Annotated in this window: 20 protein-coding genes; 2 read left to right on the top strand and 18 right to left on the bottom strand. The window is 45.0% G+C overall.

Going from position 1 to position 25,505, the window contains the following annotated elements; all coding sequences use genetic code 11:
* Positions 1-6: 6 nt before the first annotated feature.
* The 5 genes from J2736_RS04200 to metH all read right to left on the bottom strand — a co-directional run bounded on the left by J2736_RS04200 (position 7) and on the right by metH (position 9,895).
* Entirely contained in the window at positions 7-927 is a 921-nt protein-coding gene (locus tag J2736_RS04200; RefSeq protein ID WP_310223841.1) for a lysophospholipid acyltransferase family protein, read from the bottom strand.
* Positions 928-944: 17 nt separating this feature from the next.
* Positions 945-1,718 (bottom strand): GNAT family N-acetyltransferase, encoded by a 774-nt coding sequence (locus J2736_RS04195; protein ID WP_310223840.1) that lies wholly within the window; start codon positions 1,716-1,718, stop codon positions 945-947.
* Positions 1,719-1,863: 145 nt separating this feature from the next.
* Complete coding sequence (locus J2736_RS04190; protein WP_310223839.1) at positions 1,864-5,118, bottom strand: S-layer homology domain-containing protein; 3,255 nt, start codon at positions 5,116-5,118, stop codon at positions 1,864-1,866.
* Positions 5,119-5,422: 304 nt separating this feature from the next.
* On the bottom strand, positions 5,423-6,352 hold the full coding sequence (rnz, locus tag J2736_RS04185; RefSeq protein ID WP_310223837.1) for a ribonuclease Z: 930 nt from the start codon (positions 6,350-6,352) through the stop codon (positions 5,423-5,425).
* Between the two features lie 105 nt (positions 6,353-6,457).
* A complete protein-coding gene (gene metH / locus J2736_RS04180) occupies positions 6,458-9,895 on the bottom strand; it encodes a methionine synthase (RefSeq protein WP_310223834.1) in 3,438 nt (1,145 codons plus the stop codon).
* Positions 9,896-10,109: 214 nt separating this feature from the next.
* Between metH and J2736_RS04175 the strand changes: the two genes are divergently transcribed.
* Positions 10,110-10,649 carry a 1,2-dihydroxy-3-keto-5-methylthiopentene dioxygenase gene (locus J2736_RS04175; RefSeq protein ID WP_310223832.1) on the top strand — a complete coding sequence of 180 codons (540 nt, stop codon included), beginning with the start codon at positions 10,110-10,112 and terminating at the stop codon, positions 10,647-10,649.
* An 86-nt stretch (positions 10,650-10,735) separates the two neighbouring features.
* On the opposite strand, the gene J2736_RS04170 is transcribed toward J2736_RS04175, so the two are convergent.
* From J2736_RS04170 to J2736_RS04160, 3 genes are all read right to left on the bottom strand, one after another.
* On the bottom strand, positions 10,736-11,527 hold the full coding sequence (locus tag J2736_RS04170) for an HAD family hydrolase (RefSeq protein ID WP_310225192.1): 792 nt from the start codon (positions 11,525-11,527) through the stop codon (positions 10,736-10,738).
* 39 nt (positions 11,528-11,566) lie between these two features.
* Positions 11,567-11,752 (bottom strand): DUF896 domain-containing protein, encoded by a 186-nt coding sequence (locus J2736_RS04165; protein WP_310223830.1) that lies wholly within the window; start codon positions 11,750-11,752, stop codon positions 11,567-11,569.
* Positions 11,753-11,895: 143 nt separating this feature from the next.
* Complete coding sequence (locus J2736_RS04160) at positions 11,896-12,297, bottom strand: LysM peptidoglycan-binding domain-containing protein (RefSeq protein ID WP_310223828.1); 402 nt, start codon at positions 12,295-12,297, stop codon at positions 11,896-11,898.
* Between the two features lie 144 nt (positions 12,298-12,441).
* Between J2736_RS04160 and lexA the strand changes: the two genes are divergently transcribed.
* Positions 12,442-13,059 carry a transcriptional repressor LexA gene (gene lexA, locus J2736_RS04155; RefSeq protein WP_310223826.1) on the top strand — a complete coding sequence of 206 codons (618 nt, stop codon included), beginning with the start codon at positions 12,442-12,444 and terminating at the stop codon, positions 13,057-13,059.
* A 72-nt stretch (positions 13,060-13,131) separates the two neighbouring features.
* Here the strand turns inward: lexA and J2736_RS04150 are convergent, their stop codons facing one another.
* The 10 genes from J2736_RS04150 to J2736_RS04105 all read right to left on the bottom strand — a co-directional run bounded on the left by J2736_RS04150 (position 13,132) and on the right by J2736_RS04105 (position 25,503).
* Positions 13,132-14,370, bottom strand: coding sequence for an aminopeptidase (locus J2736_RS04150; RefSeq protein ID WP_310223824.1), 1,239 nt, complete (start codon positions 14,368-14,370; stop codon positions 13,132-13,134).
* A gap of 200 nt (positions 14,371-14,570) precedes the next feature.
* Positions 14,571-15,899 carry a type I glutamate--ammonia ligase gene (glnA, locus tag J2736_RS04145; protein WP_310225191.1) on the bottom strand — a complete coding sequence of 443 codons (1,329 nt, stop codon included), beginning with the start codon at positions 15,897-15,899 and terminating at the stop codon, positions 14,571-14,573.
* A gap of 56 nt (positions 15,900-15,955) precedes the next feature.
* Positions 15,956-16,366, bottom strand: coding sequence for a MerR family transcriptional regulator (locus J2736_RS04140; protein ID WP_047676992.1), 411 nt, complete (start codon positions 16,364-16,366; stop codon positions 15,956-15,958).
* A 95-nt stretch (positions 16,367-16,461) separates the two neighbouring features.
* On the bottom strand, positions 16,462-17,712 hold the full coding sequence (locus tag J2736_RS04135; protein WP_310223817.1) for a methionine gamma-lyase family protein: 1,251 nt from the start codon (positions 17,710-17,712) through the stop codon (positions 16,462-16,464).
* 1 nt (position 17,713) lies between these two features.
* Positions 17,714-19,045 (bottom strand): GTPase HflX, encoded by a 1,332-nt coding sequence (gene hflX, locus J2736_RS04130; RefSeq protein WP_310223815.1) that lies wholly within the window; start codon positions 19,043-19,045, stop codon positions 17,714-17,716.
* Between the two features lie 211 nt (positions 19,046-19,256).
* Positions 19,257-20,516: an iron uptake transporter deferrochelatase/peroxidase subunit gene (gene efeB, locus J2736_RS04125; RefSeq protein WP_310223813.1), complete on the bottom strand. Its 1,260-nt coding sequence runs from the start codon at positions 20,514-20,516 to the stop codon at positions 19,257-19,259.
* 19 nt (positions 20,517-20,535) lie between these two features.
* Entirely contained in the window at positions 20,536-21,702 is a 1,167-nt protein-coding gene (locus J2736_RS04120) for an EfeM/EfeO family lipoprotein (RefSeq protein ID WP_310223812.1), read from the bottom strand.
* Positions 21,703-21,729: 27 nt separating this feature from the next.
* Positions 21,730-23,217 carry an FTR1 family iron permease gene (locus J2736_RS04115; protein ID WP_310223810.1) on the bottom strand — a complete coding sequence of 496 codons (1,488 nt, stop codon included), beginning with the start codon at positions 23,215-23,217 and terminating at the stop codon, positions 21,730-21,732.
* A 182-nt stretch (positions 23,218-23,399) separates the two neighbouring features.
* Positions 23,400-24,377 carry an AAA family ATPase gene (locus J2736_RS04110; protein WP_310223808.1) on the bottom strand — a complete coding sequence of 326 codons (978 nt, stop codon included), beginning with the start codon at positions 24,375-24,377 and terminating at the stop codon, positions 23,400-23,402.
* A 124-nt stretch (positions 24,378-24,501) separates the two neighbouring features.
* Positions 24,502-25,503 carry a lipoate--protein ligase gene (locus tag J2736_RS04105; protein ID WP_310223805.1) on the bottom strand — a complete coding sequence of 334 codons (1,002 nt, stop codon included), beginning with the start codon at positions 25,501-25,503 and terminating at the stop codon, positions 24,502-24,504.
* Positions 25,504-25,505: the final 2 nt, after the last annotated feature.

Raw genomic sequence — 25,505 nt, 5'->3', positions numbered from 1 at the left:
CCATCCTTATGCTCTTACTTGCTGATGCGCGTTCTCCCATCTCTCATGGGCGTTAAACCAATAAAACCAAGAAGCCGGCTGCTCACGAATAACCCGTTCGATAAAGTTATTAAGAATAAGATTCGTATCTGCTCTAGCAGATCGCGAAGCTCGTGCTGATTGGGAATGTAGGTTTAATGGGGGGCCAACGATAAGTTGATGCTTAAAATTTCGCTTGCGATATCCGTAAAAAGGAATAATCGGTACTTGCTGCTCAAGCGCTAGCATCGCAGCTCCTTCAGGTGTCCGGGTAACTCGACCGAATAATTTGGATAAGGGAAATGAGGATCTCCAGAAATCACCCAGAAGGAAGACGACACCACCAGACAATACATGATTTTTTAAGGTCCGATACAATTCAAGTGGCGGAACACGATCGTAATCCAAGCCTTTACATCCTAATTCAGCGAATTTCATGTACAAAGGCAACAATTCCGGACTGCCAGCCGAAGCCACTGTAAGACAATCATACCTTTTTGAGAAATACCAATAATAACTGAAGAAATTACCTACATGCGGCGCATAGATAATAAAACCTTTTCCATTGGCCAATTGCTGCGCTTCATGCAAATACGCTTCACCTTGAAGTTTGAAATTCTTCTCCTGCATGCGATCAGACAAAAGCAAAATCTCACAAAGCGAGTACACAACATTCCGCACATATCGTCTTCTTAGCGACCTTAGCTTACGTTTGGAAATCGGGGATAAGAGATCAGCCAGATTATGTTCCACACGTTTTAGAAACCCGTTGCGCGATACCACACACAATAATGCGGCCAACACAGCACATAGGCATGACATTAACCACAATGGAAAAATGGGCAACACGCGCGCCAAACGGCTTTGTTTACCATCATTCAAAGTTAGTTTGGCAATCCATTCGTACAAGGCAAGTCCCCCTCATCTCAATCTGCAGGCAAAAAGTGTCGTTTGTACCGACTCGTAATTTTATCTTTTTGGAAAACAATGAAAAAATCAACCGTACCAAATAACGCATCGTAGGCAGGATCCCCACCGATTTCTGCTCCCAGCCACTGATAACCTTTCATTAATGGAGGGAGTTTGCGAAACATTTCCTTGTCGTTACCAGCAAGTTCAATTTGAGCTAAACCAGAGATCCGATGCGTCTCGAGTGGCTTGACCCCGTAGCGGTCCGTCAAAACCCCCTTCTTATGAAGAAGCGTGTAAATTTCATTCAATTCCTCTATCGTTGGGATGTGTACACTTGCACAACCGATTAAATGTGTATATGGACTATTGTGTATATATCCTGCAATCCCTTCCCAAAGCATACCAATCGCTCTTCCGCCGCGATGCTCAGGTGCGATACAGCTGCGACCTAACTCTAAGGACTGCTTTTTCAAACTGCTGTAACTATCCAAATCAAATTCGGTCTCTGAATAAAAGCCGATCGCATCCAATGCTCGATCCCCTGGAAGTAGACGATACGTACCTATCACTTGATCTGACTCTAGCTCTTTGACAATGAGGTGATCACAATATTCGTCGTAGGCATCCATTTCCAACCCACTCTCATTGCGCAGACGCAAATTCTTCTCTTCCTCCACGAAAATCTGATAACGCAATCGCATCGCTTGTTCGATTTCTTGTGAATTACTAGCCAGCTTCATCATCAGTTTCGCAGGTTGCGGCGCCAATTGTAGAGGTACTCCACTCATTCGTCCTCACGCCCTTCACTAGAGTTTTATAACTCTAGATTACCAGAGCAATATTTCCGATTTATTTGCGTGTTATGAAGAATTTGTAAGTTTGAGCACAAAAAAAGAACGCAATCGCTTAATAGCGAATTGCGTCCTAGACCCGTTAATTCATGAATTGCAAATAAATGAGTAAACGCTTCAACATGACGGCCGCTTGCGCTCGTGTTGCATAGGCATTCGGATTTAACTGCGTTTCCGTAACACCTTGGATCAAGCCTCGTTGCAAGGTAAATGCCATGGCATTCCTTGCCCAGTTATCAATGGCATGTTGGTCTGTGAATGGATTTAGAATCGTATCTTGCGCATAGCTTTCTTGTTGATCACCTGTGATTTGAACCGTACGATTAATCATAGCCGCCATCTGCTCACGTGTTACTTGCTGAAGAGGTCGAAAAGTCCCATCATCGTATCCCTCGATTAGGCCTGCGCTTGCCGCTGTATTTACCATTTGTGCATACCAATCTGTCTCGTGGATATCTTTGAATTGCGAGGGACCTGCCGCCGAATTGTTGCCACGCATACCTAGGGCACGAATGAGCAATGTGGCAAATTCAGCCCGGGAAATTTCCTTCTCAGGGGCGAAGTTTCGTTCATCAACCCCAGTAATGATATTTTTAGAGGCTAATTTTTCAACGTCTTCTTTGGCCCAATGTGCGCCCATATCCTCAAATTGCTTATTTTTTTGGATGATGGTGTACAACCCGCCATACTGGTCTTTAATAACCATATTCCATGTGTTATCCCCACCTGTTAGGAGGGACGGGACGAAAGCCATCTTGCCTGTTTCCGCATCAAGTCGAACTGCCGTCACATTAGGGGTATACGAAGCTCCTGGAAGCTTGATGGATCTCTCGACATGAATGTTCTCATAATGCGGTATTGAAACACCGCCTGCTTGAATTTCGAATTCAATCGGATTGGTCACTTGCAAAATCGCTTGCTCTGAGGCTGCTTGCTCCTTCAGCATTTCCGCTAGGTGACCTGCTTCATGTCGGATGAGAACGGCGAATAACCCATTTGTTCGATTGGCATCTCCAACATGATTTTTGAAAAGCATCAGAGGAATTGTAAACTGAATAGCGCTCATATCCAGTTGGAGGCTTGCATTCGCCCCTGTCTCCTGTAATCTACTCAACCTACTAGATGAGAATTCTACTATAGTTGTATCATGATCATCTTGAATTTGCATCGAAAGGGTTGTGGCTGATCCATTATTTATTGCATTGATCGCATCATTCAGTTCAGCTTCATCAATTCGAATTCTGGATAGCATACTGCCGTCAGGTGCCGATTCACGCACTCGCTCACTCGTAAGAAGTACCGTCGAAGAAGCGATCACCCTTGGACCTCCAGCTAATGTGTACGCTGCACTAGGCCCAGATGATGACCAGTTATTCGCCAAATCTCCCGCTTCTACTTTAAAGTTCATCGGTGTGCCTTGCGTTAACCCCGACATTTCGGTCGTTAGTTCACTTCCGCTCACAGTCGTTACCAACTCTGAGTCCTTATACACCCGATATGAAGTTACGCCAACATTGTCCGTAGCTGCAGTCCAGGTCAGAGTAACCGCAGATACCGAACTCGGTGTAACGGTAATTGTAGAGCCGTAGTTCCAAGTTGGAGCTACTAGATCTTTCAGTGCTACAGTAACATACACCGTTGTAGAGATGCCGCTATATGTTGCCGTAATAATAGCACTCCCTGCGCTTATAGCTGTCAGATAGCCGCCGGAGCTAACTGTGACGACGGATGAATTTGAACTCGTGAAGCTCGTATTCCCCGTTACTTCCGTAGCATTATATTGCGAATCATACGCATGAATAGTTATATACTGGGTGTCGTTTACGTCTAAAAATAAGGAGCTTTCATCAGCTTCAATCCGGCTCACCGCAGCTGTAACTTGTAGGCTCGCAGATGCTGTAAAATTCCCATAATGAGCGGTAATTGTCGATGAACCCGGTGAAATCCCTGTCACTACCCCACTGGCATTCACACTTGCTACTGATGGATTAGAGCTCGCAAATGTGAGTCCACTTGTCAATGTTTGCGTGGAGCTATCATATTTATATCCCGTCACATAAAGAGATCGTGTTGCACCTATTTGAAGTGAATACGTATAGGAGTCTAAGGCTATGCGATTCAAGTTTGGCACTAGGGAAGCTACCGTAATGGTCGCTGAAGTTGTTCTGCCGTTGTAGGTAACCGTCAAAGTTGTAGAACCCGCAGCTATTCCCGTTATTACCCCGCTTGCATTGACCGTTGCGACAGCCGTATTAGCTATTCTGTAGGTGGCACCGGATTGAATATTCGTCGTTTGTCCATTTGCATAGACCGCGGTCAAATAACTAGCTATCGTCTCACTAGGCTGCAGTTGATACCCCTCTTCATCCAAATAAACTCTTGTTGGTGTCTGTGTAGGAGGAAGGTTGGTTGAACCGCCATCTGGCCCGTAGATTTGAAACTCGGCGACACTGGCATACCCCCCTGACGCTGCTCGTGTTGTGGTTAACCGAAAATAACGTGCCGTAACATTCCCTTCATCCACATATCGCGGCTCAGCCGCCTGTGTATTTCCAGTCCGATCCGTAAAGGTATACCAACTCAGACCATCTATTGAAAAATCAATCTTGTACCCATACACATCTTGCGAATTTGTATACGTCGTCTCAAAACGCTGTACTTGATTCAGCTGCCCGAGATCCACGACAAGCCATTGTGGCAAGGTAGGGCTGCTTGGTGCCCAGCTCGATAATAACTGACCATCCACAGCCTTCTCAGAGCCCCATGAACCTGAAAAACTACTAAACGCTGCCGTAGTCTTATTGTGTGAAAGAAGCGCTAGTGAATCATTCGATGAATACACACGAAAATCATACACACTAGCTTGATCGCCAGGCGAACCAACGCCTAGCACTTGTAATCGGACGAATCTCGCCGTCATATCCCCGTTGTCCGAGTAAAAGGGAAAGTTAATAGATGAATTTGAGGATCGATCAGCAAAAACATGCCAATTGATGCCATCGATCGAGGTTTCAATCTTATAAGCATAAGAACTATTGACATGTTCAAATACAGTTTCAACCCGCGAAACATGCACATTTTGCGCAAGATCTACGGTTAACCATTGCGGGAGTTGCGCGTTACTCGCCACCCATTTCGTATGAATAAATCCATCAACTGCTTGACTTGCACTGTATGTAACTCCTGTAACCGTTGATGCAACAGTAGATTTACCTTGAGAAACCGGAATCTCAGAGGCATATGCATCTTTGGATAGACATACTAATCCAACTAAAGCGCATAGAAAAAAGAAAACCGTGATAGGGTATACAGTCCATCTGTAAACCGGATACGTCATGTCCACCCCCATTTATAAAGCGTTTACACTCATTTTATCAGAAGCCCTAGCATTCCGTATAGGGCCTCTAGGCTAATTATTGAATTATTCTGAATCTTTGTAAGACTTCCTAATTTCCTTTATCATGATGAAAAAGATCGAGGATATAAAGATAGAAAGCAGCACTTCACCAAGTGTAATTGCCATACCTTCACCTCAATTTCCATCGGTTTTGTTTAGTGTATGAGGCAACCGCACAAAATTGACGAAAGAACACAAAAATAAGCTTCCTCCGCATGTTACCATCGGAAGAAGCTTATTTTTTTTAACCTTTACGTGGCACGTCAAAGCTCCAAAAATCTTTCGCCAAGTAACTGTTGGCGTGAATTTGCTGCGCTTCATGGAGCAGCACATTGATGCTTTCTCCCTGATAGCGAGAGCTAAGATGCGTCATGATCAACGCATGGGCTCCAGCCTCCTGAGCTGTCCTTGCCGCGTCGGTTGAAGTCGCATGATCAAAGGCATACGCGAGTTCTTGCTTATCCATCGCGAACGTCGCTTCATGCACCAGCACATCAGCACCGCGCGCTAACCGCTTGGCACCTTCACAGTAGCGAGTATCCCCTAGAATAACAACGATGCGACCAGGAACTGGTGCACCTAAGAAATCTTGCCCATGGAACATTCGACCATCTTCCAGCTTCACGGAAAGACCTTGCTTTAATTGACCATAGAGCGGACCTGCGGGTACACCAAGCTCTTGCAACTTCTCGCTCAGCAACTTGCCAGGTTGATCTTTCTCTACAATTCGAAAACCGAAACATTCAATGCGATGCTCTAAGCGCGCAGTTTCCACAAGAAAGCTTTCATCTTCGAAAATAACGCCTTCCTCATCAAGTTCAACAAGATGAAGTGTATACGTTAGATGGGCACCACTGACCTCTAGCGCTGTCTCCACAAATTTCTTGAGCCCGCGTGGACCATAGAGCGTCAAGGGCGTATCGCCTCCTAGATAGGAGCGACTCGTCAACAATCCGGGAAGTCCGTACAAGTGATCGCCATGCAAATGCGTGATGAACAATTTCTCTGTACGCCCAAGTTTCACAGGAGAGTTCAATATCTGCTGCTGCGTACCTTCCCCGCAATCAACTAGCCAGTATGTTCCCCTCTCGTCCAATAAATTCAAGGCGATTGAGGTTACATTCCGCTGCTTGGAGGGCATCCCTGCCCCCGTTCCAAGAAAATACAAATCCACAAGCCAAACCCCATTCTGTTTCAATATCACATCGGTGGTAAAACCGAAAGCGAGGATACCGCGGAACCTGAACAGTTCACACTGGCTGCCTCGCTCTCCCCCTACTTATCCTACGTTAAAGTAACGTGCTTCTTTATGTGCAAAAACAATCGCAGAGACAGATGCTTCCGGCTCCATCATGAACGACTCCGTCAGCTCAACGCCGATATCCTCAGGCTTCAACAAATTAAACAGCTTCGCCTGATCATCGAGATTAGGGCATGCTGGGTAACCGAATGAGAAGCGTTGACCGATATATTTGGCCCCGAATCTTTCTTGCATGGTCATATCCACGCGATCTGCAATCCCAACGACATCACGCATAATGTGATGAACGCGCTCAGCAAAACCTTCTGCTACTTCTAAAGCTGTCGCTTGCAAAGCATGAGATTTCAAATAATCCCCTTTATCGCGCCATTCCTTAGCCAACTCATTAATATCATGGCCAGCTGTCACGAGTAAGAAACCTACGTAATCCATTTCGCCGCTTTCAACGGATTTCAAATAATCGGCCAAACATAAGTACGGCTCCTTGTCTTGTCGAGGGAATGTAAATGTCTCGAGTACCTTGCTTGTATCTGACGGATCATAAATGATGACATCATTCCCATTGGACTGTGCTGGGAAGAAGCGATACATACCATGAGCCTTAATAATACCATTATGCTGGGCAGCATGGAGAATCGAGTCAACTGTGTCTTTCAACTGCATCGCTTTCGTATCTTTATCACTCAACAACTGCTCGACTTTCCCCTTCAAACCAAGGTGATGACCTAACAGCATTTGCATATTCACATAAGGCATCAAATGGCTGATAGGATAGTCACGCAAGATATGACGATCCGTATCCTGCGGTACTTGAACAGGCAGATCTTTGGAAACAGCTGACGAACTCACGCGTGTAAGCTGTGGCAGCTTCTCTTCTTTTTTCCCCGTATCCATCACATCGGATTCCAAGCTATCACGAAGTTCTTGAATCAACCGTTTGCGCTGCTCAGGATCACTCAACTTGTTCGCAATATCCAGACCATCCATCGCATCCTTCGCATATAGAACTACACCCTCATATTCCGGTTGAATACGTGTCTTGGTGAATTTCCGAGTCAGCGCAGCTCCACCAACGAGAATCGGTACATCCACACCTGCAGTCCGCAAATCCTGCGCAGTAATTACCATTTGTTGTGCGGATTTAACTAGCAAGCCAGATAGCCCGATCGCATCTGCTTGTTCTTTCCGATAAGCTTCAATGATTTGTTCCGGCGGTACTTTAATCCCTAAGTTAATAATCTTGTATCCGTTATTGGACAGGATAATCTCAACGAGATTTTTCCCGATATCATGAACGTCCCCTTTGACAGTTGCCAAAATAATTTTACCCTTCACGGCAGTCTCGGATTTCTCCATAAATGCTTCTAGGTAATTAACGGACGCTTTCATTACCTCAGCGCTTTGCAGCACCTCAGCTACGATAAGTTCGTTCCCATTAAAGAGACGCCCAACTTCCTCCATTCCTTTCATGAGCGGCCCATTAATGACCTCTAGTGGGGAATAGGTTTGAAGTGCGATTTCTAAGTCCGGTATTAAACCTTCTTTTGTACCTTCAACAACATAAGAACCCAGTCTCTCTTCCAGAGATAGATTGGAAATCTTCTCTTTCTTTTCGACTTTTTTCTCACGGAAGTGAGCGACAAAATTCGCCAAAGTCTCATCCGTTGTATTATAAATGAGTTCTTCTGCTAGTTGACGCTCTGTTTCCGGAATCGATGCATACCGCTCTAGTTTCTCCGTATTTACGATCGCATAATCAAGTCCAGCTTTCGTACAGTGGTACAGATAAACCGAGTTCAGAACTTCACGACCTGCATCCGGTAAACCAAATGAGATATTACTTAGTCCTAAAATCGTTTTTGCAAGCGGATATTTCTCTTTAATCAGCTTAATCCCTTCAATGGTTTCCACGGCAGAACCAATGTATTGCGGATCTCCTGAACCAACAGGGAACATGTTCGGATCAAAAATAATATCTTCCGGATTCATCCCATACTTGCCAGTAAGAAGCTCATAGGAACGAGTTGCCACTTCGATTTTCGCTTGACGCGATACCGCTTGGCCGCGCTCGTCAATCAGAATACATACGACAGATGCTCCGTAACGGTGAATCAATGGTAAAATCCCTGCGAATTTCGTTTCTCCATCTTCTAAGTTAATCGAGTTGATAATCGCTTTACCTTGTGAATATTTGAGTCCAAGCTCAATGATGTGATCATACGTCGAGTCAATCATTAATGGCACTTTAACTTTTTTGACAACCTCTTGCATGAATTCCTCTACTGCGTAGGCTTCGTCAATATCGGTATCTTGTAGATTAATGTCGATAACATGTGCGCCGTTTTTCACTTGGTTCCGAGCAATTTCAGAGCCCTCTTCAAATTTGCCCTCTTTAATCAGACGCTTAAACTTTCTGGATCCGGAAATATTCGTCCGCTCGCCAACCATGATAGGTCGGTTCTCTGGCTCAATATAGACGGTCTCGATACCTGAAATCGCAGGTGGATGGGAGCCATATTCCGATCTTGGCTTGTAATTCGCTAACGTCTCAGCCATCGCACGAATGTGCTCAGGCGTCGTTCCGCAGCAGCCGCCGGCAATATTGATCCAGCCTTGCTCTGCAAATCCAGCCATCTTCTTCGCCAAAGATTCTGGTGATTCGTGATAGTGACCATTCTCATCCGGCAAGCCTGCGTTCGGATAGCAGCTGATCGCTGTATCTGCAATACCGGCTAATGTACGGATGTGATCTCTCATGAATTCTGGTCCTGTTGCACAGTTCAAACCCATCGAAATCGGCTTCAAATGTTCGAGTGAAATATAGAACGATTCAATATTTTGTCCAGCAAGCGTTGTACCCATGGGCTCAATTGTTCCGGAAATCATAATGGGCAGCTCTACACCTAAAGTTTCAAAAGCTCTGCGAATCCCAATACTTCCTGCTTTCACGTTGAGTGTATCTTGGGAAGTCTCCAACAACATCGCATCAACGCCAGCTTCAACAAGCGCAAGCGCCTGTTCGTAGTAGCTTTCTTCCAGTTGCTCGAAAGTCACACCACCCGTTACGGATAGGGTCTTGGTTGTCGGACCCATTGCCCCCACAACGTATCTCGGCCATTCTGGTGTGGAATATTTCTCAGCAGCCGCAATTGCCAATTTGGCAGCAGCGATATTTAACTCCCGATGACGATCTTGCAAGTCATATTCCGCCAAAACGACACTTGTCGTACCGAAGGTATTCGTTTCTATCATATCAGCGCCAGCGGCGAAATAAGCTTCGTGAATTTTTTGAATGACATCTGGGCGTGTCACACATAGGATTTCATTACACCCATCTAAGTCATCACTTCCGAAATCATCAGCCGTCAAATTCTCCTGCTGGATCATCGTACCCATGGCACCATCTAGGATCATAATCTTTTTCTTTAGTTGTTCTTGAATCGGTGGTTTCTTCATGAATAGACTCCCTTTCAACTTTTCCTAAACCGTAATAAAAAAAACGACAAATTATGTTAAGATTTAGTGTAACAGAATAAGGCCTTTATGAAAAGATTTTGAATTATCATAAATTCCTATGGGTTTTATCGGAAATATTTATTTCCTTCCATCGACAGTTACCATGATTTCCACTATAATATGTATATATTTATTGAAGAAAGAGGGATGTAGCGTGGCACAAATTAGAATTCGTAATACAAATGAACGCATCGAAGGCGAAAATGAAGTTAAAGCCTTCTTGGATAGTCAACAAGTTGTCTATGAACACTGGGATGCAAACAAGCTTCCTGCCCCACTACGCGAGAAATTTATCCTAAGTGATGAAGAAAAAGCAGAAATCATTTCCACGTATGAACCAGAAATTAAAGATCTAGCCGCTAGACGCGGGTATGAAATTTGGGACGTTATTTCCCTTTCTGATGTAACTCCGAATATCGAAGAGCTTCTGAAGAAGTTCGAGCAAGTGCATACGCACACCGAAGATGAGATTCGTGCCATCGTTTCAGGTAAAGGAATTTTCATTATCAAATCCGAAGAACACGGCTATTTCGATGTTGAACTTGAGCCAGGAGATGTCATCTCCGTACCAGAGAACACGAACCACTTCTTCACTTTGATGGATAACCGTGAGATCGTTGCTGTTCGCCTTTTCATCGAAAAAGATGGTTGGGTTGCTTACAATGTCGATGATCCACAATTCAGTAAAGCTTAATCTATACTTCGTAAAAAATAGCCCAACAGCACAGGACATTACGTCTTGCTTAGCTGCTGGGCTTTTCTATTAATAGACCTTATGACCTAACCGTTCGCAATAATCGGTAATACTTCTTGAAGACGGCTTACTTCGTAAGCAGGTACGATTTCATCGCCACTTTGTAGTCCGTGGTGATTAATCCAAATATTGCGCATACCGATGCTTCCCGAACCCAAAATATCTGTCGTTAGCTTGTCCCCAATCATAATGCCTTCCTCAGCATTGATCTCAAGCAGCCCTAATGCATAGTTGAAAATAGCCGCAGCTGGCTTCCCTTGACCGAATTCACCTGAAATTACGATGTGATCAAAGTAAGAAGCAATCGCAGGAACACCTGCTAATTTCTCTTTTTGAAGATCTGGTGAACCATTCGTCAGAAGAAGTAGCTTGTAGTTACCCTTCAACGCGTCTAACACGCGGAACGTTTCTTCATATACATAAGGACGACTGCGACGCTCAGCTGCAAAAAACTCACCTAGCTTGTAGCCCAGCTCACGATTCTCGATCCCAAGCGCTGCTAATCCTCTTGTCCACGATTCCGTGCGGTAGCCTGGCGCTAGCTTCTCTAACTTACGGAAGTTCTCATCTTCGCCTTGCGTGAAGTTAGCCCATAGTCCTTCAAATGGATTAATCCCAATCATTTTCGTAAATGGGAACGTCTCAAAAGATTCATACAAACTTCTTGCTTCTTTACGAACAGACGCTTCTAATTCCTCAGGTTTTACATCGACATGCTTCGCTGCTTCTTCACAAGTTGCAGTAAAGGCTTCCTCCACACTACGATCATCCCATAATAGCGTATCATCCAAATCAAAAAGCACAGCTTTCAACGTCATCATTCATTTCCCCTTTGAATGTAGTATCTATGTGTAAGCTTAATTCTCTTCGTCAGTGAACTTAATCGAATCCAATTGGACTTTCAGGTTCCCTCTGAATGCATCAATATACTTCCTTCTCAGCTCGTTGCGCTCATCCATTTCTGCATCTGTAAGGCCAACTGTCTTCGCTTTACGAGCTAATTCATTGATGCGCTCAATCGTTTTATCCATGCTGTCACTCATTGTAATCCTCCCAGTCAAAATTTCAATATGAGTATTACTTTGCCATCACCGTTTGTGATTGTCAAGGATACATCATAAAGAGCCATAGACCTAAAGGTCCATGGCTTAACTTTCATCTATATAGATAGCTAAAAATGTACGTATTAAGGAAGTAATAGAACCTGACCCGCTTGTAGCGAACTGCTCGATAAATGATTAAATGATTTCAATCGTTCGACGTAAGAACGTGTGTTCTCACCCTTGTTTTTGTGAGAGTCTGCGATATCCCACAGTGTATCACCACTTTGAATGACAATCTTCTCGTGTTGAATCGGTTGTGCTGATGGTTGAATGGAAGCAATTGGTGTAGACGCTGTAACCGCACTATCACCTGCATAGGCTTGTACAATCGCACCAAACGAAAACACAGTTCCAAGAATGACTGCTATCAGCAAGAAACGAAGTAGTAGTTTCGCATGACCCCGTTTAGTCGTCATCCCTTTGGATGCTTGAGCAGTACCTTGAAGTGTTGTTCTTCCGTTCGATTGTGAATAAGCCATATACATAAAATCATCCCCCAAACATTTGTTCTGATATCAGAATAACACGAACACATGTTTGAGTCAACCATTTCTCGAACTTATGTTTGTACGAACTCGGGTTCTATGTTATACTTTGGGTAATGATTCCCAGTATTGGAGTGATATCTTATGAGTAAAATTTCGCAGCGTCAACAAGCAATCATGGAATTCATTAAGAACGAAGTGAAAGATAAGGGCTACCCGCCTTCCGTTAGAGAAATAGGCGAAGCTGTTGGACTAGCTTCCAGTTCAACTGTACATGGACATTTGGAGCGTCTTGAGAAAAAAGGCATGATTCGTCGAGATCCTACTAAACCGCGTGCAATCGAAATTCTAGGGCTTGATGGTGCCGAAACCCAGTTCAATGTCAACGTCGCTCGTGTTCCCCTCGTTGGTAAAGTAACGGCTGGTGTTCCGATCACAGCCACTGAGAATATCGAAGATTATTTCCCGCTTCCTACCAGCATGGTTGGTGACAACAACGTGTTCATGCTCAGCATTATGGGTGACAGTATGATCGAAGCTGGCATTCATAATGGCGACTATGTCATTGTTAAACAACAACAAACAGCGAACAACGGCGATATCGTTGTCGCTATGACCGAAGATGATGAAGCTACCGTTAAGCGTTTCTACAAGGAGAAGGATCACATTCGCCTTCAACCTGAGAACTCCGCGCTACAGCCTATTCTCTTGAAGAATGTAACGATCCTTGGGCGCGTTATCGGTTTGTTCCGGGATATGTAAGACACCAATACCGCAAAAAAGCAGGCCCTCAAAGTGATATCTCACTTTGAGAGCCTGCTTTTTTTCATCTTTTTAAAAAGTTAACACCCAGTTCCCCGCACGGAAAATCGGTTCGATCGTCCCATCTGCTAGCTCCCCATCGATCTCAAGTTCCGCAGAACCTATCATGAAATCCACATGGATCAAGGAGCTATTCCCTCCTCGAGCTTTCAACTCCGCATTGGACAGCGTAGTCCCTTCCTTTAAATTGATCGGATAACAACTGCCTAAGGCCAAATGGCATGACGCATTCTCATCTATACCCGTGTTATAGAAAATACGATTAACATTGGAAATCGGAGAATCAAACGGTACAAGCGCAACCTCTCCTAGATAACGCGCACCTTCATCCATATCCAATAAACGAGCCAAATGGTCATAACCCACTTCAGCTTGGAAATCTACAACCTTACCTGCTTCGAACGTAAATGAAAACCGATCTACTAATGCCCCATTGATATTTAACGGCATCGTACTCGCTACAGTCCCACTTACCCCTGTTCGGTTAGGAATGGTAAACACTTCTTCCGTCGGCATATTTGCCACATAACGGATGCCCCGAGCGTTCTCATTATCCCCGCCTAGCCAAATATGTCCCTCAGGCAGCTCAACTCGTAGATCAGTCCCTGTAGCCCGATAACGCAGCGCTTTATAGCTTCTTTCATTCAACAAGCTATGCGTGGACTTTAGCGTATCCAAATGTGTCTGCCATGCCGCAATAGGATCATCTTCATATACTCGATTGAATTTAAAAACAGCATCCCACATCGCAGGAATACGCTCCTCTTTAGGCAAATCCGCATACACCATGTTCGCCCAGGCTTCTGTAGGCGCTTTGATCAGACACCAGCTGAACTGGCCTGTACGTACGTACTGTTGGTACTTGGCTCTCGCCGTCGATGCAGCTTTCGATGCACGCGAAATTAAACTAGCATCAATCCCGTCATACAAGTTCGGATTCGGAACCTTGATATTCAACAATGCGCCGCCATTTTCTACAAAGCGCTCCAACATCGTCGTGTACCACTCCGGGTAATAGTCCATGGATTCATCCGGCGCATGATCAAATTTGCTACGTGTTACGACATCGTCTTGCCAATGCACATGCACATATTTTGCACCTGCTTCATAAGCTTTCTGGACAATAAGCCTTGTTAAATCAAGCGTCTCAATCGGCGCCTCTACCAAGAGGTCCTGACCTTTATTCAAATTAACCCCAATGCGAATCACTAACTCTGCATACTTTTCTAGATTTCTATTAAAATTGTCCATTGTTCAATTACGCTCCTTCGCATTAAAAAGCCCATCAACTCTTCCCATCGATACCGAGACGAGATTGACAGGCTTATCCTATGTAGTTGTCAAATAAGATCTATCTCTATGATACCGCACCCCATAAGGGGTTGGCAATCTTAGCCTGTTCCTCCCCAAAGAAAAACCCCCGACGCTTAGAGCGCCAAGGGCTTCGCTGCCTAGTACAGGGATAGATATTGATCTCTTTCCCATTGGTGAACTTGTGTGCGGTACATGTCCCACTCAATTTCCTTCAACTCATAGAAATGTGCCAACGCGTGTTCGCCTAGTGTATCGCAAACAACATCATCACGTAGCAATTCATCTAAAGCTTGTTTCAAGTTAAGCGGTAAGCTAGGAATACCTTCAGCTTCACGCTCTTCTTCCGTCATCACATAAATGTTACGATCGGTTGGCGGAGGAAGTTGCATTTTGTTCTTGATTCCGTCCAAACCAGCAGCTAGCATAACTGCCAATGCCAAGTATGGATTTGCCGCTGGATCCGGGTTACGAACTTCAACACGCGTGCTTAGACCACGGGAAGCTGGAATGCGAATCATCGGGCTGCGGTTACTAGCTGACCATGCTACATAACAAGGCGCTTCATAACCAGGAACTAGACGTTTATAGGAGTTAACCGTTGGGTTCGTAATCGCTGCAAAAGAACGCGCATGACGAAGTACGCCCGCCATATATTGTCTTGCTACTGTGCTCAAACCTAATTTATCGCTTTCATCATAGAACGCATTCGTCTCACCCTTGAACAAGGATTGGTGACAGTGCATCCCTGATCCGTTCATTCCGAACAATGGCTTCGGCATAAACGTTGCGTGCAAGCCATGCTGTCTAGCTACTGTTTTGACAACAAGCTTAAAAGTCTGAATTTGGTCAGCTGCTTTGATCGCATCTGCATATTTAAAATCGATTTCGTGTTGGCCTGGCGCTACTTCGTGATGAGAAGCTTCAATCTCAAAGCCCATTTCTTCCAAAGTTAGCACGATATCACGGCGGCAGTTCTCACCTAGATCCATCGGTGCCAAATCAAAGTAACCACCTTGGTCATTCAACTCCGCAGTTGGGTTACCTTTTTCATCTGTTTTGAAAAGGAAGAATTCTGGTTCTGGTCCAACATTCATCGCCGTGTAACCCATTTCTTCTGCTTGCTTTAATGCGTTTTTCAAAATAGCGCGCGGATCCCCAGGGAATGGCGTGCCATCCGGCATATAAATGTCACAGATTAAACGTGCAACTTTGCTTTCTGTAACCCATGGGAAAATAACCCATGTATCCAAATCCGGATACAAATACATATCCGACTCTTCAATACGAACGTAACCTTCGATAGAAGATCCATCGAACATCATTTTATTATCAAGCGCTTTCTCAAGTTGGCTTAGAGGAATTTCTACGTTCTTAATACTTCCCATCAAGTCTGTGAATTGCAAACGGATGAAACGAACGTTTTCTGCTTTGGCAATACGAAGAATATCTTCTTTGGAATAGTTAATGTTATAACTCACGTGTGCATTCTCCTCTCAAATGTTAAGCGATTGGACAACTGATTTTATTTGTAAAATCTGGACAATTGCCCCTGAATCAAAGACACTTGATCCGGACGTTTACCCCCGCCAATCAATTGCTGCTTCAGCATTTTGTGCAATTGAGAGTCGGTTAATTCTTTCCGTTTCACTTCCGTGTGCTCGTTAAGGATGGTGGCATCCTCAGAATCCTTATCCACAGGGATTAGAACCTGCTTAATACCTGCAATGTTGACACCTTTTTCAATCAAATCTTTAATCTCAAGAAGACGTTCCACGTCATTAAACGAATAGAGCCGTTGATTACCAGCCGTACGTGCCGGGATGATCAGTTCGTGTTGCTCATAGTACCGAATTTGTCTTGCTGTCAAATCAGTCAGCTTCATGACGATTCCGATAGGGAATAACGCCATATTTCTACGTATTTCATCACTCATGCTAATCACTCCTGGTCAGTAAGTACCTCTCTCTCATTGTACCTTTCTAACAAAAACGTGTCAAGGAGTGTCAGGTTTGTTCACAGATTAAATTTTCACAGTAATCCCTTGTCTTCCATATGTTGGATAGCCGTTAGTACACCTAACTTGCAATGTGAGTAGGTCAAGCCGCCCTGCATATATGCGATGTATGGCTCTCGAATTGGCGCATCTGCGGACAGCTCCAAGCTGCCACCTTGAATGAATGTGCCTGCAGCCATGATGACCGGATGCTCGTAGCCAGGCATGTCCCAAGGCTCTGGCACGACATGCGAATCGACAGCAGACGCCTTCTGGATGCCTTGGACGAAAGTGATCAAGTGCTCCGCCGACGTGAAGCGGATCGCTTGAATCAAATCCGTCCGCGGCGCGTCCCAACGCGGAGAGCTCACAAAGCCGAGGTCTTCGAAAATCGCAGCTGCGAAGACCGAGCCTTTGACGGCTTGCCCCACCAAATGCGGGGCAAGAAATAGCCCTTGAAACATGGCTCGTGTCGCGCCGAGCATGGCTCCGACCTCGCCCCCAATACCGGGGGCGGTCAGTCTGTACGCGGCGAGCTCGACGAGGTCAGCTCGCCCGGCGATGTAGCCGCCGGAAGGGGCGATGCCGCCGCCGGGGTTCTTGATCAGCGAGCCGGCCATGAGATCGACGCCAACCTGCGTCGGTTCCTGCGGCTCTGTGAATTCGCCATAGCAATTATCCACGAAGACAATCAGCTCTGGGTTGATCTCTTTGACAAATCGGACCATTTCGCCGATTTGTTCGATCGTGAACGACGGCCGCCACGAGTAGCCGCGTGAACGCTGGATGCCGATCACCTTCGTGTTCGGCTGAATGGCTGCGGTGATGGCGGACCATTCCGGAGAGCCATCTTCCAAGAGCTCGACTTCGTCATAGCCGATGCCGAAGTCTTGGAGGGAGCCTGTGCCATCGCCAGGCTTACCAATGACTTTATGCAACGTATCATAGGGCTTACCCGTGATGTAAAGTAGATGTTCGCCAGGTCGAAGCACGCCAAACAGAGCCGTACCAATCGTATGCGTGCCTGATACAAAGTGAGGCCGCACAAGTGCTGCTTCCGCTCCCATTGCATCCGCGTACACTAAATCCAGCACCTCTCTGCCGCGGTCATTATACCCGTACCCCGTCGATGAAGCAAAATGATAATCACTTACTTTATGTTTTTGGAAGGCTTCAATGACCTTCCATTGATTACGATCAATGGTTTTCTCGATTTGACGAAAAGCGCTCTCTACGCGTTGCTCCGCCTTTTCCATTCTTGCAAGTACTTTTTCCCCGAAATGCATCTTAGTTGCTCTCTCCCTCGTTCTCATCCTGCTCTGACTTTTTCTCTACCGATTGATCGTAATCTACCAGCAGATAGGCCTGTTTGACATAATCCTCCTTGTTTACTCGAACCTTGAAGATCATGTCTTCCCCATCCACATCGGTCTCAAGTACCTCGCCAATGCGATACATGAGGGCAATGATATCCCCTTTATTAGCTGGAATGCGGAATTCTTTGCTATCGCCCATCAGCTTACCTTCAATAGTAATACGAAGACGCTCTAGATCGTCAGGCGTGTAGGCACTCATTTTCATGAATTCGCCTTCCGTTGTAAGCATTTCACGATCTTCCGCAGGACAAAGATCAATTTTATTAAAAATCGTGATTTGTTCTTTCTGATGAGCGCCAAGCTCTTCCAACACTTCCTGCACGACACGCATCTGCTCGCCCCGCATATCCGTTGAGCTATCTACCACATGAAGAATCAAATCAGCCTCATTCGCCTCTTCCAACGTGGCGCGGAACGAAGCGACAAGATCATGGGGAAGATTTTGAATAAAACCTACTGTATCTGTAAGAACGATTTCCTTCCCGCTTGGTAATACCATTGTGCGTGATGTTGGATCTAGGGTAGCGAAAAGTTGATTCTCAATATAGACATCCGCCTGGGTTAGTTGTTTCAACAACGTAGATTTCCCTGCATTGGTATACCCCACTAAAGCGACTTGGAATACACCGCTCTTCTTACGACGTTCTCGGTGCAGTGTACGGTGACGAACAACTTCCTCCAGCTGTGCCTTAAGCTCGTCAATGCGCCCACGGATGTGCCGGCGATCGGTTTCCAGCTTCGATTCACCGGGACCTCTCGTTCCGATACCGCCGCCTAGACGAGACAGGTTTTTACCTTGCCCTGAAAGTCTCGGCAACAGATAGCTTAGCTGCGCTAGTTCAACCTGAATAATCCCTTCACGAGTTTTGGCACGTTGGGCAAAGATATCCAAAATCAACTGCGTACGATCAATAATTTTCACATCAAGTGCTGCTTCCAAATTACGAACCTGTGCACCTGACAGTTCCTGGTCGAAGATCGCTGTATTTCCGCCAAGCTCTTCCAACATTAGCTTTAATTCTTCGACCTTTCCTTTTCCAATAAACCACTTGGTATCCTTGGCTTCTTTGTTCTGTGTCATTGTCTCCAGCACCTGAACACCAGCAGTTTCTGCCAGCTTCACTAGCTCTTGCAACGAATATTCGGCCAAAAGCTCATTTTTCTTCTGTTTCTGTGTAATCAAACTGACGAGCACAGCTCTGTCATCGATGTCTTTCTCTACCATATGTGAAGTTGTTTTCATAGTCGTCTCCTTTAACTTCCTGCAAATGACTTAAAATGACTGAAATAAGGCCCTACTGGCCTATTCCTTCATTATTGTGTAGGAAATGATTAGGAAAGTCAATTTGCCTCTCAGGAAAATTCGATTATAACGGACTTCCTTTTAAAAAGATGAGCTGTCACACAAGTAGAATAATCTACCCACGCAACAGCCCTGTTAACACCCACGTATTTTACTCAAATAATGATTGCCCTAAATAGGAGCCTTTCGAAGGAACACCAGGCAAAACAGCAAAATAGCCTCCACCTGTCGTATCCGTATAGGCAAGCATTTGATCCGGCATTTTCGGATTCGTTAATCGTTTTTGGATCGATTCAAACTGGGTTTGGATATTTCGATTGAAACAGACAAACAACAAACCTGCATTAATGCGACCTACACTGTCTAGATTTTCCATGAAATTATAACCCCGTCGCAAGATACGCTCACGTTCCGAATTCTCTCCCGTACGTGGATTAGAAAGACGTATATGTGAATCTAGAGATGTCACCTTGCCGTCGGCATCTGCTTCAAACTGCGGTGTATCGAACTCCGCTTTGCCATCAATCGGGGCACCTGATACCTTCTGACGGCCAATGATTTCTTCTTGATCAGCGTAGGACTGTTGATCCCACGTTTCAATCCGCATATGAATGCGGCGAACGACCATATACGTACCGCCAGCTAACCAAGGTGTACCATCTCCTGCATCAGCCCAGACATTATTTGTCATAAATAATTCATCCTGCAGGGCTGGGTTTGCTGTACCATCCTTAAAACCAAACAAATTCCGCTTCGTCCCCTGTGCTTTCACACCGAGCTGCCCCGTTTGCTGCCAACGCAAATGAGCAACGCCTCTAGCCGCTTTAGATAGATTGCGAATCGCATGGAAGCAGATGATCGGATCATCGGAACATGCTTGCACAACAATGTCTCCGTGGGTCAATTGCTCCTCCAGTGAGTCTTTATGGAAGATCGGCATTTCCGTTAAACCAGCAGGTTTACGCGAACGAAGACCGAAACGATCCATGCCTTCCTTTTCAAAAAGAGAAGCGCCTATGGCAAATGTAAGGGTTAATTTCCCTGTATCAAGCCCCAACTGCTCCCCCGTATCCGTTGGCGGAAACGCCGCATCCTGCGGCTCAACTGCGAGCGGTTTGCCAGCCATAAGCGTGGCCGCCATCTCCGTCCATTGCTTCAGAAGCGCTTGAAGTTCCTTCACATCACTTGTCGTTACATCGAAAGCTGCTACATTTGCAAAGTTCTGCTGGGGTGTAACAACACCTGTTTGATGATTTCCATAAAAATCCAGGATCTCAGAGGTAGTGTTGGCGGCAACTTTATTCGTCGGAATCGCAGCTTGCGCTTTCCCCAACAAATCTCCCAAAACTACGCCCGCAGCGCCTGCAGCCGTCATCCCCAAGAAAGCTCGTCGATTCATTTTGCCAGACATACCGCTCACCCACTTTTATTTATTTGCTTAAGGTTCCTGGCATCTTTACAAGCGGTTCAGCCAATGCTTCTAATTTATTCTTCAGATCGACTTGTTTGGCTTGCTCTAATTTACTGAAGTCATTCCAAGTTGGACCAACAGGTGAAAGAGTGTTTATCGTCTCGATAACCGTCGCCAAACTCTTACTAATTTTCTCATCCAACGCTGCATCTTTCTTCTTCAATTCCACTTTAACTAGATCGTAGATCGCTTGTGCACCTTCTACATTGGCGCGAATCACCGGCACTGTAGCACCGCTCCAACGTTCTTCTTCACCTGTAATTTTGCTGGATTGTGCTTCTTCCATCAATTCGCCAACACCTGCGATAAAATCCGTAGGAGCAATCGTTGTACCTGCAATCGCTTGTTGCATCTTCTTACCATCTTCAAGCAAACGCGCAGCAAATGGCTCGGCATCCTTCACATTCTTCTTCACAAACAGTAGATATTCAATTCGGTGATACCCTGTAAAAGCAGGATCTTTTTCGTTTTTAAAATCGTCCACACGTGCGTCCATAACGCCATCCAGCTCACTGAACGTTTCAATAATGGGCTCAATTCTCTCATATGGCATCCGAGCTAGTCCATAAGCTTCAGTCGCTTTTTTCAAATCACCACTTTTAATAGCTGTATTCAATTGATCAAGTACTGTCACCAGTTGGTTACCTTGGTCTTGCACATACTTGTTATAAGCTTTGGCCGCATCCTTAAGCGCAGCAGAAGCTTCAATCACGTCTTTATTAACCGCACCTTTATTATCTGTAAAAGAGGTTGTCAGCTCCGTCAGAGCTGATTTTAAATTTGTATTTAAAGCTGTTAAGGTAGGAAAATCCAGCTTATCTTCCTTTAATCCCGCTTCTAGCGGAGTTAAGTACTTTTCCACTTTAAAATATAATTCCGGGAATTTCGGTTTCACTTCATCTTCAAAGCTGGCCCATTGATCTTGCAGTTGATCAGCAAGTTTCTTAGCATCCTTGACTTTCGCGGCATCTAATTGGCCCTTCAAACTATCGACACTCGTCACTAACGTTGAGGAACCTTCTTTAAAAGGTACTTTCGCAACCTCTGTTGGCTCTGATTTTCCACAACCTGCGAGTACAAGTGTTGTTGCTGCTGCTAAAATAATGAGTTGTTGACTTTTTTTCATGGGATATTCCCTCCACTTTTCTTTAAATTAGGATTTATTAGTTAAAGATATATTTCTCGTCTGTCGTGTTTTACGACGATCCCAAATCACCGCTAACAGCGCCAGAAGCAATAAGATGAATTGAGGAATTGCGCTCTCTAAAGTAGGATATAAAGCTGCGGCATCCCAGCTTGGCAGCCAATCGGCTGTTGTCGCTGGCAAATAACCAGCTAATTGCAGTCCGTGAACGCCCATCCCTGCAAACTTGAAACATAAATAAAAGACAAAAACACTTGAGATTAGGAAAAAAGGGCGCATTGGAATACGCAGACCGATCTTCAGAATCAAGAAAGCTACAATAAGCAGGATGCTAACACCAATTCCAATCCCGCCAAGCAAGGAAGCTAAAGAAATCGAAGATGCCATACCGATCATAAACAGGACCGTTTCTGTCCCTTCACGGAACACAGCTAGAAACGCAAGTAAGCTGAGGGAAGCCAAACTTCCAGTTGCCAATGCCTTAACACTTTGATTACGAATGTAGGACTGCCAATTGGAAATGCTTGATTTACTATGAAGCCAATAGCTCATATACAGGAGCATGAGCGAGGCAAATACCCCTGTGCAACCAGCAATTAGAAAGTTATTGTTACCAAAGGCGCTCGCCGAAAACAACTGCTGAACCACAATGCCAAGCGCTAGAGAGACAATAAGTCCTCCATACACACCAAACCAGATCCATCTCTTCTTATCTTCATGGCCAGCCTTTTTGAGAAACCCTAGTAATGCTATGACTACTAATAAGGCTTCAAGCCCTTCCCGAAGAATGATCGTCGTGGCATCAAGCATTGTATAGCTTGTTTTCGCGGCTAATGGTTGTAAAGCGGCATGCATCCGAGAAATCGTTGCAACCGCATCCTCCATTTGTGGCGGCGCAGCGGAAAGCTGTGCATATGCCGTTACCATGTCTCGCTCCATTGAGGTATAGACAGCCTGAGATTGTGTCAATACGATTCCTTCAATAAGCAACCAGGAATTACGAAGCGTTTGAATACTATCTGCTGCTCCCTTTATATCCTTTTGCTTCACTTGATCTGATGCCCTCTCCAACAACGTCACAAGAGAGGCTACGGTGATCTGGCTGTCACTCTTTGCAGAAGAACCAAATGCGGCGAGATTCCCTTCTATGAAATAGAGATTCAACGTATGTAATTCCTTCAATTTTGCAGCGAGCTTCTGCGCATCAACAGGCTGCTTCATTGTTTGCAAGGACGCTTCTCCCATCGCGCCTTCAATCTTCTGATAGGCAGCCAATGATTGCGCCTTGATGCCATCTTCATAACTCAGCCAATTGATTTGAAAAGCTTCAAACAACTTCGTTGCCTGCTCGATCTGACCGTTTTCTGCAGCCTGAATCGCACTTACAATCCCCACATCTTCCTTGACCAAGTCATCCTGCGCCTTTGCGCCAACGCCCAGTGGAACAGATAAGAACAATAGCAGTGCTATCCAGCTTGATAAGATGATTTTTCGCAAACATGACAACTCCTTTGGAGTGACAAACATAATGTCGTCTCATTTCATTTATAAGTAATATTGATAATCATTATCAATGGATTATTTACTCTGTTTATTTTACTCCGATCCGCTTAACTGTCAATCTTTTTACATACGAAAAAAACCAATTAACTAAAATAAGTTAATTGGCTTTTAAATCCCTATTTAAATTTCACATCTTCCGGACGAATCGACATCAGTTCGATTTTGGATGGTGTGTTCACATACTGACTAAGTAATCGAACGGCTTGATGCCGCATCGCTTTTTCCAGTATGTTTCTAACATACCTCGCATTGCTGAACGCCCGCCAGGTCATCGCTTTCTCTTCAGCGAGATGTTGCTTTAATTTCGCAAGGGTTTGCGGTAAGAGCACATACTCCCGATCCTTCGCCATCAACTCCGTGATTTGGATCAGTTGATCAATGGCATAATCCTCGAATTCAATTTGAATGGGAAAGCGCGAAGGAAGTCCAGGATTTGTCGCTAAGAATTGCTCCATTTCATCACTATAGCCAGCCAGAATCAGGATAAATTCATTTTTCTTGTCTTCCATGCCTTTAACTAGCGCATCAATGGATTCCTTGCCAAAATCCTTCTCGCCGCCACGTGCCAAGCTGTATGCCTCATCAATAAATAGGACGCCGCCCATCGCTTTTTTCATCAGTTCGCGTGTTTTCAATGCGGTATGCCCGATGTATTCACCTACAAGGTCTGCCCGTTCCACTTCAATGAAATGTCCCTTACTCAGTACGCCCATAGCATGAAACATGCGGCCTAGAAGCCGTGCTACTGTCGTTTTCCCAGTTCCAGGAGCACCCTTGAAAATCATATGGTACACATGAGCATTGCTCAAAAGTCCAGCTTCAACACGAAATTGTGAAATCTGGAGGAGCGCATAAATTTCATGTACCAGCTCTTTGACATTTTCTAAGCCTATTAGCTGATTCAGCTCTTTGAAAATATCGGATAGCGGCCCCTCCATTGGCGTCCTTTTGCCAGAAATCATTGGCTCGGCGTCGGCAAGGGGGACAGCTCCTGACTGCCCACCCGATCCCTCAACAGTACGCCGCTGACTGCCTGGTTCCGGCTGCCGTAAAACGATGTTGATTTGTCTGGATGGCAAGCTTCTACCACTCATGAGGATCACCTCGTTTACATGATGGTTTATTAGTTCGTATCCACCATCCTACGCTTGGAAACGCCATTTTAGACCGTAGCCAGCATAGTAATACAAGGTTAGTTGTGACTTGCTCCTTTGAGACTTAGGCTAACATAAGCAAAGCTATGAATATCTCCTTATCCAAAGCGCCGAAGTACCTTTTCAACTCCACATCAGACAAGCGTTCACGCACTACATTCTCCTCATACCGTGTACCAGTTAGCTTCTCTTCCAGCTCTGCGACATCATGTGCACCAAAGAAATCGCCAAATATTTTCACTTGCCTAATATGTCCTTCTTCAATAGCTAGCCGAATATCAATTCGACCAATGCCTTCAATTCTTTTCGCATGTTGAACCGTACTTTTGGGTGACTTGCCGTAGTTCCAATCCCAATTCTGATACCGCTCTTCGGATATTTGATGAATCTGATTCCAGTCTTCTTCAGTAAGCTTGTATGTTGGCACAGATGCTTCATTCACTCCGAAAATAGAGGTAAGAAGCTTCACTCTGAACGCCTCCATCGTCAGGGGTTCTTTCAGAAATTCAACGATATTCGCAACCCGGCTGCGGATAGATTTAATTCCTTTTGATTGAATTTTATCCGGATCAACACGAAGGGCTGACACGACATTCTCTACTTCCGAATCAAACAGAAGCGTGCCATGACTAAACATTCTCCCCTTCGTTGAAAATTGCGCATTACCCGAAATTTTGCGTTCCCCTACTTGAATATCATTGCGACCTGTTAACTCCGCTTCGATACCAAGTCCATGCAGTGCTTCAACCACGGGAGCCGTAAACTTTTGAAAATTGTGAAAGGAATTCCCATCATCTTGGGTGATAAAACTAAAATTCAAGTTGCCCAGATCGTGGTAAACCGCGCCTCCCCCAGATAATCGACGAACAACGTGCAGGTTATTTTCTTTGACATATTCAGCATTAATTTCTTCAATTGTATTTTGATTTTTACCGATTATGATGGAGGGTTCGTTAATATAAAAAAGCAAATAACTTTCGCCAGCTGGGAGCTGTCGCAGAGCAAATTCTTCAATGGCCAAATTGATTCTCGGATCCGTAATTCCTTCATTATCAATAAAAAGCATAT

Origin of the sequence: Paenibacillus qinlingensis (genome assembly GCF_031455095.1) — a bacterium.
GTDB classification, from domain to species: domain Bacteria; phylum Bacillota; class Bacilli; order Paenibacillales; family NBRC-103111; genus Paenibacillus_E; species Paenibacillus_E qinlingensis_A.
The sequence above is the reverse complement of the archived record's forward strand: the minus strand, read 5'-3'. Positions and strand labels throughout refer to the sequence as shown.

What these genes read in the sequence shown, in the direction of transcription:
- J2736_RS04170 (WP_310225192.1), bottom strand. Translation starts at nt 11,527, where the DNA reads ATGACGTTGAAAGCTGTGCTTTTTGATTTGGATGATACGCTATTATGG.
- J2736_RS04135 (WP_310223817.1), bottom strand. Translation starts at nt 17,712, where the DNA reads ATGCATTTCGGGGAAAAAGTACTTGCAAGAATGGAAAAGGCGGAGCAA.
- metH (WP_310223834.1), bottom strand. Translation starts at nt 9,895, where the DNA reads ATGAAGAAACCACCGATTCAAGAACAACTAAAGAAAAAGATTATGATC.
- J2736_RS04140 (WP_047676992.1), bottom strand. Translation starts at nt 16,366, where the DNA reads ATGAGTGATGAAATACGTAGAAATATGGCGTTATTCCCTATCGGAATC.
- J2736_RS04150 (WP_310223824.1), bottom strand. Translation starts at nt 14,370, where the DNA reads ATGGACAATTTTAATAGAAATCTAGAAAAGTATGCAGAGTTAGTGATT.
- J2736_RS04120 (WP_310223812.1), bottom strand. Translation starts at nt 21,702, where the DNA reads ATGAAAAAAAGTCAACAACTCATTATTTTAGCAGCAGCAACAACACTT.
- efeB (WP_310223813.1), bottom strand. Translation starts at nt 20,516, where the DNA reads ATGTCTGGCAAAATGAATCGACGAGCTTTCTTGGGGATGACGGCTGCA.
- J2736_RS04165 (WP_310223830.1), bottom strand. Translation starts at nt 11,752, where the DNA reads ATGAGTGACAGCATGGATAAAACGATTGAGCGCATCAATGAATTAGCT.
- J2736_RS04160 (WP_310223828.1), bottom strand. Translation starts at nt 12,297, where the DNA reads ATGTATATGGCTTATTCACAATCGAACGGAAGAACAACACTTCAAGGT.
- J2736_RS04105 (WP_310223805.1), bottom strand. Translation starts at nt 25,503, where the DNA reads ATGCTTTTTATTGATAATGAAGGAATTACGGATCCGAGAATCAATTTG.
- lexA (WP_310223826.1), top strand. Translation starts at nt 12,442, where the DNA reads ATGAGTAAAATTTCGCAGCGTCAACAAGCAATCATGGAATTCATTAAG.
- J2736_RS04190 (WP_310223839.1), bottom strand. Translation starts at nt 5,118, where the DNA reads ATGACGTATCCGGTTTACAGATGGACTGTATACCCTATCACGGTTTTC.
- J2736_RS04110 (WP_310223808.1), bottom strand. Translation starts at nt 24,377, where the DNA reads ATGAGTGGTAGAAGCTTGCCATCCAGACAAATCAACATCGTTTTACGG.
- hflX (WP_310223815.1), bottom strand. Translation starts at nt 19,045, where the DNA reads ATGAAAACAACTTCACATATGGTAGAGAAAGACATCGATGACAGAGCT.
- J2736_RS04195 (WP_310223840.1), bottom strand. Translation starts at nt 1,718, where the DNA reads ATGAGTGGAGTACCTCTACAATTGGCGCCGCAACCTGCGAAACTGATG.